Annotated in this window: 7 protein-coding genes; 3 read left to right on the forward strand and 4 right to left on the reverse strand. The window is 73.1% G+C overall.

Annotation, left to right across the window (positions count from 1 at the left end; all coding sequences use genetic code 11):
- Nucleotides 1-102: 102 nt before the first annotated feature.
- From A5481_RS10895 to A5481_RS10910, 4 genes are all read right to left on the reverse strand, one after another.
- Entirely contained in the window at nt 103-294 is a 192-nt protein-coding gene (locus tag A5481_RS10895; RefSeq protein WP_048435807.1) for a hypothetical protein, read from the reverse strand.
- A 391-nt stretch (nt 295-685) separates the two neighbouring features.
- Nucleotides 686-1,921: an aminopeptidase gene (locus A5481_RS10900; RefSeq protein WP_048435808.1), complete on the reverse strand. Its 1,236-nt coding sequence runs from the start codon at nt 1,919-1,921 to the stop codon at nt 686-688.
- A 47-nt stretch (nt 1,922-1,968) separates the two neighbouring features.
- The gene (locus A5481_RS10905; protein WP_048435809.1) at nt 1,969-2,280 is read right to left on the reverse strand and encodes a DUF2218 domain-containing protein; all 312 of its coding nucleotides are present in this window, start codon (nt 2,278-2,280) and stop codon (nt 1,969-1,971) included.
- On the reverse strand, nt 2,277-4,634 hold the full coding sequence (locus A5481_RS10910) for a xanthine dehydrogenase family protein molybdopterin-binding subunit (RefSeq protein ID WP_048435810.1): 2,358 nt from the start codon (nt 4,632-4,634) through the stop codon (nt 2,277-2,279). Before A5481_RS10910 ends, A5481_RS10905 begins: the two co-directional genes overlap by 4 nt.
- Nucleotides 4,635-4,854: 220 nt before the next feature.
- Here A5481_RS10910 and A5481_RS10915 point away from each other — a divergent pair, with 220 nt between their 5' ends.
- Genes A5481_RS10915 through A5481_RS10925 form a run of 3 tightly spaced genes read left to right on the forward strand, consistent with a single transcriptional unit; the run spans nt 4,855 to nt 7,585 of the window.
- Nucleotides 4,855-5,493, forward strand: coding sequence for a LysE family translocator (locus A5481_RS10915; RefSeq protein ID WP_048435811.1), 639 nt, complete (start codon nt 4,855-4,857; stop codon nt 5,491-5,493).
- Nucleotides 5,490-5,732 (forward strand): acyl carrier protein, encoded by a 243-nt coding sequence (locus tag A5481_RS10920; protein WP_048435812.1) that lies wholly within the window; start codon nt 5,490-5,492, stop codon nt 5,730-5,732. The genes A5481_RS10915 and A5481_RS10920 overlap by 4 nt, the downstream gene beginning before the upstream one ends.
- Complete coding sequence (locus A5481_RS10925; RefSeq protein ID WP_048435813.1) at nt 5,729-7,585, forward strand: HAD-IIIC family phosphatase; 1,857 nt, start codon at nt 5,729-5,731, stop codon at nt 7,583-7,585. Before A5481_RS10920 ends, A5481_RS10925 begins: the two co-directional genes overlap by 4 nt.
- Nucleotides 7,586-7,764 lie beyond the last annotated feature (179 nt).

Raw genomic sequence — 7,764 nt, forward strand, 5'->3', positions numbered from 1 at the left:
AGTCGTCCGGGAAAGGGGGAGGCTCACGAGAATCGTCCGCCCCTATGGTCGAGCCGAAGTCGCGGTGTCGTGTACCGTGTTGCAGCGCGATCGGTCGCTGCTCTAGCTGCCCGGATGCACGAACAGCGTGTCGAATTCCCCCGGCTCGTAGTGGCGGCCGGTGATGTCGGTGATGACGATCCACTCGTGGCCCTCGGCCGCGAGCTCGTCGGCCTTCTCCAGGGCCGCTTCCGGCGAGGTGCGCTGATACGAGAGGTGCCCGTCCGGGGTGTGGGCTGTCACGACGAGATGCATGGCTCTCCTTGCCTGTCCAGGGAGCCATTCTACCGGAACATACCTCGACGGGCGAGTCCGGCCGCGCTCCGCCCGGATCGGACGCTCACGGCCACGCCGTCCCGGCCCCTTGCCTGCCCCATCGTCACGGAGCGGCCTCACTCCCGGTCTAGCACGCCTCCATCGTCAACCCGGGAGGCCATCGGATGCCCGTCGTGCTCGCTGCAGCCTCGTGCTTCGCCCTCGGCATCGCCATCGTGGTGCTGCTCGGGCTCAGCGCCTGAAGCCGGTTCCCGCCGGCCGGTCGCGGTCCGGCCGGGACGCGCAAGGGGATCCGCGTCGGCCGCCCGGCGCGGATCCCCTGGATGTCTCGCGACATCTCCGGGCGGCGTGAGCGGCGCCCGGTGCCGGCTCAGTCGACCCACTCGCCCCGGCGCATCAGCGGCACGGATCGCCCCTCCGGCGTCACGCCGTCGACGTCGACCTCGGCCGAGCCGATCATCCAGTCGATGTGGATGAGGCTGCGGTTGGCGCCGCGATCCGCGAGGTCCTGCTCGCTCAGGCCGGCGCCGCCGTCCCGGAAGCACTTGCTGTAGGCCTGGCCCAGCGCGATGTGGCTCGCGGCGTTCTCGTCGTAGAGGGTATTGCAGAACAGCAGCCCCGAGGCCGAGATCGGCGAGGAGGCCGGCACCAGCGCGACCTCGCCGAGGCGCCGCGCGCCCTCGTCGGTGTCGATCACCCTGGCGAGCACGTCGGCCCCGGTCCGGGCCGAGGCCTCGACGATGCGGCCCTCCTCGAAGCGCACCGTGATCCCGTCGATCAGGGTGCCCTGGTAGGAGAGGGGCTTCGTCGCGCCGACACGGCCCTGCACCCGCAGCTTGTGCGGCGTGGTGAAGACCTCCTCGGTCGGGATGTTGGCGTTGCACACGATCCCGTTCTTCGCCGCGGTGGCGCCGCCGCACCATTCGTGGTCGTCGGCGAGGCCGACCGTCAGGTCGGTGCCGGGGCCGCGGAAGTGCAGGGCGGCGTAGCGGCGGGCGTTGAGGGCGGCGGTGCGGTCGGACAATGCCCGGTTATGCGCCTCCCAGGCACCGACCGGATCCGGCCCGTCGACCCGCGAGGCGGAAAAGATCGCGTCCCACAGCCGGGCGACCGCCTGCTCCTCGGGCAGGTCCGGGAACACCGTGCGGGCCCAGGCCGGGGTCGCCGCCGAGACGATGGTCCAGTTGGTGGCGAAGTTGGCGATCTGCTCGAGCGCCGGCATGTAGGCCCGGGAACGGGCGCGGTTGGCGCGGGCCACCTTGTCGGGGTCCTGGCCGGCGAGCAGCGAGGGATCGTCGCCCGAGATGGCGAGGCGCGCGGCGCCGCCGCGGTAGGCGTTCGCCATGCCCTCGTAGAGCCAGCCGGCGGCGTGGTCGAAGGCGTCGTCGCGGCCGTGCTCGAAGCGGGCGAGCGTCGCCTGGTCGTCGGCGAGCAGGGTCGTCACCACCGAGGCGCCGGCCTTGTAGGCCTGGGCGGTGATGCGGCGGGCGAGCGGCAGCGCGTCGAGGGGCGCCGTCATCACCAGTTCCTGCCCGGGCCGGAGCCCGAGCCCGACCCTCACGGCGACCTCGGCGAGCCGGTCGAGGCGGGCGTCGTGCGTGCTCATGCGGTAATCGTCTCCCTGCGGACGGTGGCGCCGTTATCAGTGGGGTCTCACACCACCCGCGTCCAGGCGAGGCCGCCCAGATCCTCCCGGAAGGCGAAGCGGGCGAGGTGCTCGGCCACCACGCCCTGCATCCGGGTCAGGCTCTCCAGGTCCGCCGCCTCGACCCGCAGGGTCAGGCCCTCCGAATCGGCCTCCGCCGTGAAGCGGCGCCCCTCCCCGAACGGCACCACGCCGCGCTCCGGCGTGAAGGTCGTGTCGGGGAACTTGTGGCTCCAGTGCTTGCACAGCTGGGTCAGGTAGCGGCTGGCATTGGCCGTCCCGACGCGGGCCTGCGCCGCCAGGGTCGCGGGATCGCTCATGCCGCCTTCTCCGCCGCCCGCAGCGCCGACCAGATCGCCTGAGGCGTCGCCGGCATGTTGATGTGGCGGATGCCGCGGGGGCGCAGCGCATCGACGAGGGCGTTCATCACCGACGGCAGCGAGCCGGCGCAGCCCGCCTCGCCGCAGCCCTTCACCCCGAGCGGGTTGGTGGTGGCGGGCACGGCGTGGCTCTCGAAGCCCATGGACGGCGCGTCGGAGGCCCGCGGCAGGCAGTAATCCATGAACGAGCCGGTCACGAGCTGGCCCTGCTCGTCGTAGGCGGTGCGCTCCATCAGGGCTTGGCCGATGCCCTGGACCACGCCGCCGTGGAGCTGGCCCTCGACCAGCATCGGGTTCACCAGGGTGCCGAAATCGTTGACCGTGGTGTAGCGCACCACCGTGGCGACGCCGGTCTCGGGATCGACCTCGACCTCGGCGACGTGGCAGCCGTTCGGGAAGGCCGAGGGCGATTCCTTGTGGGTGTGGGCGACGTCGAGGCTCTTCGGCGCCGACGGGTCGGGCAGGCCCGCCCGCACCCTGGCGGCGAGATCGAGGAGGCCGATGCCCCGGTCGGTCCCCGCGATGGTGAAGCGGCCGTCCCGGAACTCGATGTCGGCCGGACCCGCCTCGAGCACCGATGCGGCGGCCTCGCGGCCCTTGGCGATCACGAGGTCGCCGGCCTCGACGAGCGCCGTGCCGCTCGCCATCAGCGACTTCGATCCGCCGGTGCCGCCGCCGGCGATGAGCTGGTCGCTGTCGCCCTGGAGCAGGCGGACCCGGTCGACCGGGATGCCGAGGCGGTCGTGCAGCACCTGGGCGAAGGGCGTCAGGTGGCCCTGGCCGTAATCGAGGGTGCCGGTGACGATCGTCACCGTGCCGTCGGCCTCGAAGCGGATCCCGCCCATCTCGTTCGTCGGCGGCGCGGTGATCTCGAGGTAGTCGCCGATGCCGATGCCGCGCAGGCGGCCCTTCGCCTCGCTCTCGGCGCGTCGCGCCGGAAAGCCGTCCCAGTCGGCGGCCTGGAGCGCGCGGTCGAGCACTGCCGGGAAGTCGCCGCTGTCGTAGGTCATGCCCGAGGGCGCCCGGTAGGGCATGTCGGTCGGGCGGATGTGGTTGCGCCGGCGCAAGCTCACCCGGTCGTGGCCGGTCTCGGCGGCGGCGGTGTCGATCAGGCGCTCGATGAAGTAGTTGCCCTCCGGCCGGCCGGCGCCGCGATAGGCGCCGATCGGCGTGGTGTTGGTGTAGAGGCACTCCACCGCCACGTCGTAGACCGGGGTGCGGTACACGCCGACCATGTTGCGGGCGATGTTGACGGTCTGGAACAGGGGCGAGAGCGGGTTGAGGTAGCCGCCCATATTGGCCCGGCCCCTGACCCGGAAGGCGAGGAAGTTTCCTTGCGCATCGAGCGCGAGGTCCGCCGTCACCGCGACGTCGCGGCCGTGATGGTCGGACAGGAAGCTCTCCGAGCGCAGGTCGGTCCACTTCACCGGCCGGCCGAGGCGCTTGGCCGCCTCCAGGAGCGGCAGGTACTCGGGATAGACCGGCGCCTTCATGCCGAACGAGCCGCCGACATTGCCGGTGACCACCCGCACCTTGTCGCGCGGCAGCTTCAGGACGCCCTCGGCCAGGGAGTTGCGCAGGCCGAACACGCCCTGCGAGCCGACATGCAGGGTGAAGCGCTCGCTCTCGGGCTCGTAGACGCCGATCGCGGAGCGCGGCTCCATCGGGTTGATGACGAGGCGGTTGTTGAGGAGGTCGAGGGAGGCGACGTGGGCCGCCTCGGCAAACGCCGCCTCCGTCGCCGCCTGGTCGCCGGTGCGGAAATCGAGCGCCAGGTTGCCGGGCGCGTCGTCGTGGAGGAGGGGGGCGCCCTCGGCCGCCGCCTCGTCGGCGGTCGTGACGACGGGAAGATCCTCGATGTCGAGCGCCACGGCCTCCGCGGCGTCGCGCGCCTCGGCCAGGGTCTCGGCCACCACCAGCGCCACCGGCTCGCCGACGTAGCGCACCCGGTCGGTGCTGAGCGAGGCCTGGGGCGGCTTGCGCATCGGCGTGCCGTCCTGGTTCTTGAACGGCAGGCCGTTGCCGATCGCGCCGTAGCCCTCGAGATCCGCGGCGGTGAGGACCGTCAGCACACCCGGCATGGCGAGCGCGGCCGCGGCGTCGATGCCGCGCACGATCCCGTGGGCGACCGGGCTGCGCACGAACACGCCGTAGGCTTGGGCCGCGAGCATCAGGTCGTCGGTGTAGCGGCCCTCGCCCCGCACCAGCACCGGGTCCTCGGCCCGCGGCACCGGTTGGCCGATGCCGAATTTCTGCGGAGTGGCGAAGTCGCGGGCGTCGGGACGGGCGTTCATGCCGGGGCTCTCCGGGAGTCTTGTTCAGCGTGAGCTAGCAACTCGGGCCGAGCATGCAAGACGCGGGCAGGCAGGCCACCCCGGCGCGCAGGGCACGGCTCGCCCCCATGACGCCCCGTCATGGGCGGGGTCGAAAGCCGGCCCTTGCGGAGAGGCGGTCCGGCACGGCACTCCTGCAAGGGCCGGCCTCTGCCCGGCGCCTCACCGGCTGAGCGGCCCGATGACCCTCTCGATCGACCTTCCCCTGATCCTCGCGGCGGCCTTCGTCTCCAGCGCCAGCCCCGGCCCGGCGACGCTGGCGATCGCCGACACGGCGATGCAGTCCGGGCGCCGCGCCGGCCTGATGCTGGCGCTCGGCGTCACGACCGGCTCGCTGACCTGGTCGATCGCCGCGGCGCTCGGGCTCGCGGCCCTGATGGCGTCGAGCGCCTGGGCGCTCGAGATCCTGCGCTACGCGGGGGCCGCCTACCTGATGGTCCTGGCGTTCAAGTCGGCCCGCGGCGCGATCCGGGGGGCGCCGGCCGCGGCCGCGTCGCGCCCCGATGCGGGACGCGCCGACGCGAGAAGAGCCTACGCCAGAGGGCTCGCCCTGCACCTCACCAACCCGAAGGCGATCCTGTTCTTCGGCTCGCTCTATACCCTCGGGATCTCGGCCCGGACCTCCCCGGCGGAGCTGGCTCTGGTGATCGCGGCGGTCGGCCTGCAGAGCGCGCTGATCTTCACCGGCTACGCTTGGCTGTTCTCGAAAAGCCGCATGGCCGCCGGCTACCTCCGCCTGCGGCGCTGGTTCGACGGCGCCTTCGCGGCGCTCTTCGCCGGGGCGAGCCTGAAGATTCTCACCGCGCGGCTGACCCCGTGACCGAGGAGGCCGCCCTCGCGGAGCTGGCGCCGCTGTTCGAGGAGGTGTTCGGCGAGCCGGTCCGGCTCGCGCCGGAGCTGACCGCCGACGACGTCGAGGGCTGGGACTCGACCCGGATGATCGAGCTCGTCATCGCGGTCGAGGCGCGGTTTAGCATCAAGCTCACCACCCGGGAGGTCGACGGGCTCGGAACGGTCGGCGACCTCGCCGCGATCATCGCCCGCAGGGCGCCGCGGTGACGGCCGACCTCCACTGGCTGCCCGCGAGCCCGCCGGACTTCGCCGCCCGGCTCGCGGCGGCCGAGGCGTTGCCGGAGGCGGACGGCTGGGACGCGCTTCGGGCGCTCAGCCGCACCCGGCTCGATCCGGCGCGGACCGGCCGGCTCGACCGGGTCGTGAGCCGACGCTTCTCGGGCCGCGAGCCGGTGCGCCTCGCGCTGCTCGGCTCCTCGACGCTGTCGCACCTCGCCGCCGGGATCCGGGTCGGGGCCTTGCGCCGCGACCTGCGGCTCACGGTCTTCGAGGCTCCTTACGGACAGTACCGCGAGGCGATCGACGGCGAGGGCTCGGACGGCAAAGACCTGGCCGCCTTCCGGCCCGATACCGTGCTCCTCGCCCTCGACGCCGCCGATCTGCTGGGTCCGTCCGACCCGGACGCCGTCGGGGACGCGGCCATCGCAGAGGCCCTCGACCGCCTGAGGGCGCTGTGGGCGCGGGCACGGGCGCGCCATCGCTGCACGATCGTCCAGCAGACGTTCCTGCCGACCGCGCTCCCGCTCATGGGCGGCAACGAGCACCGGATGCCGGGCTCGCTCGCCGCCCGCACGGCCCGCCTCAACGCCGCCCTGCGGGAGGCGGCGGCCGAGGAGGGCGTCGACCTCCTCGCCCTCGACGACGCCGTCCTGCGCCACGGCCTCGAGGCGTGGCACGATCCGGCGCTGTGGCTCAGGGCCCGCCAGGCGGTGAGCCCGGCCGCCGGCCCGCTCTACGGCGACCTCGTCGCCCGGCTCGTCGGCGCCCGGCTCGGCCGCTCGGCCAAGGCGCTGGTGCTCGACCTCGACGACACGCTGTGGGGCGGGACGATCGGCGAGGACGGGCTTGCCGGCCTCACGCTCGGGCAGGGCAGCGCGGCCGGCGAGTCCTTCCTGGCGCTCCAGGCCTACGCCCGCGACCTCTCCCGCCGCGGCATCCTGCTCGCCGTCTGCTCGAAGAACGACCCCGAGACGGCGCGCCTGCCCTTCGCCGCGCATCCCGACATGCTCCTGCGCCTCTCCGACTTCGCCGCCTTCACGGCGAACTGGGACGACAAGGCGACGAACCTCCGGCGCATCGCGCAGGAGCTCCGGCTCGGCCTCGACGCCCTGGTCTTCGTCGACGACAACCCGTTCGAGCGCGCGCTCGTGCGCGAGCACCTGCCGATGGTGGCGGTGCCGGAGGTGCCCGAGGAACCGGCGCTCGTCGCCCGCTGCCTGGCGGATGCGGGCTACTTCGAGGCCGTGGCGCTGACCGACGAGGACCGCTCCCGGGCGCAGGCCTATGCGCGCCGGATCGAGACGGGCGGTGTCGCCCCGACCGACCTCGCCGGCACATTGGCCGGGCTCGGCATGCGGCTGACCGGCCGCCCCTTCGACGCCCTCGGCCTCCCGCGCATCGTCCAGCTCGTCAACAAGACCAACCAGTTCAACCTGACGACGCGGCGGCTGCGCGAGGCCGAGGCCGCCGCGCTGATCGACGATCCGGACGCCCTGACCCTGCAGTTGCGCCTGACCGACCGCCTCGGCGACGAGGGCGTCGTCGCGGTGGCGATCGGCCGGCCGGCGGATCGGGACCTCGTGATCGAGACCTGGCTGATGAGCTGCCGGGTGCTCGGGCGGCGGGTCGAGGAGGGGACCCTTGCCCTGCTGGCGGCGCAGGCCGCGCGACGCGGCGCCGACCGGCTCGTCGGGCTCTACCGACCCAGTGACCGCAACGGCATGGTGGCGGACCTCTACCCGCGCCTCGGCTTCATCGCCGACGGGGAGGGGCGCTGGGTGCTGGATCTCGCCGGCTACGCGCCGCCCGGGGATCTGCCGATGGTGGTGGACGTAGTGTGACGTCCCCCGGCTTCCATGACGGCCGAGACATTCACGACCTGTTCGACTTGCGCGACAATGCTTGCCACCCTCCCGCGTCATCCCGAGTTCCGCCGCACGCACGGTCCACGACACAAGCTCCGGCGCGGCGCGGTCGACCTCACGGTCGATCGTGGGCTTAACCCCCTTTCCCGGACGAC

It is taken from the genome of Methylobacterium platani (genome assembly GCF_001653715.1).
In the GTDB taxonomy this organism is placed as follows: Bacteria; Pseudomonadota; Alphaproteobacteria; order Rhizobiales; family Beijerinckiaceae; genus Methylobacterium; species Methylobacterium platani.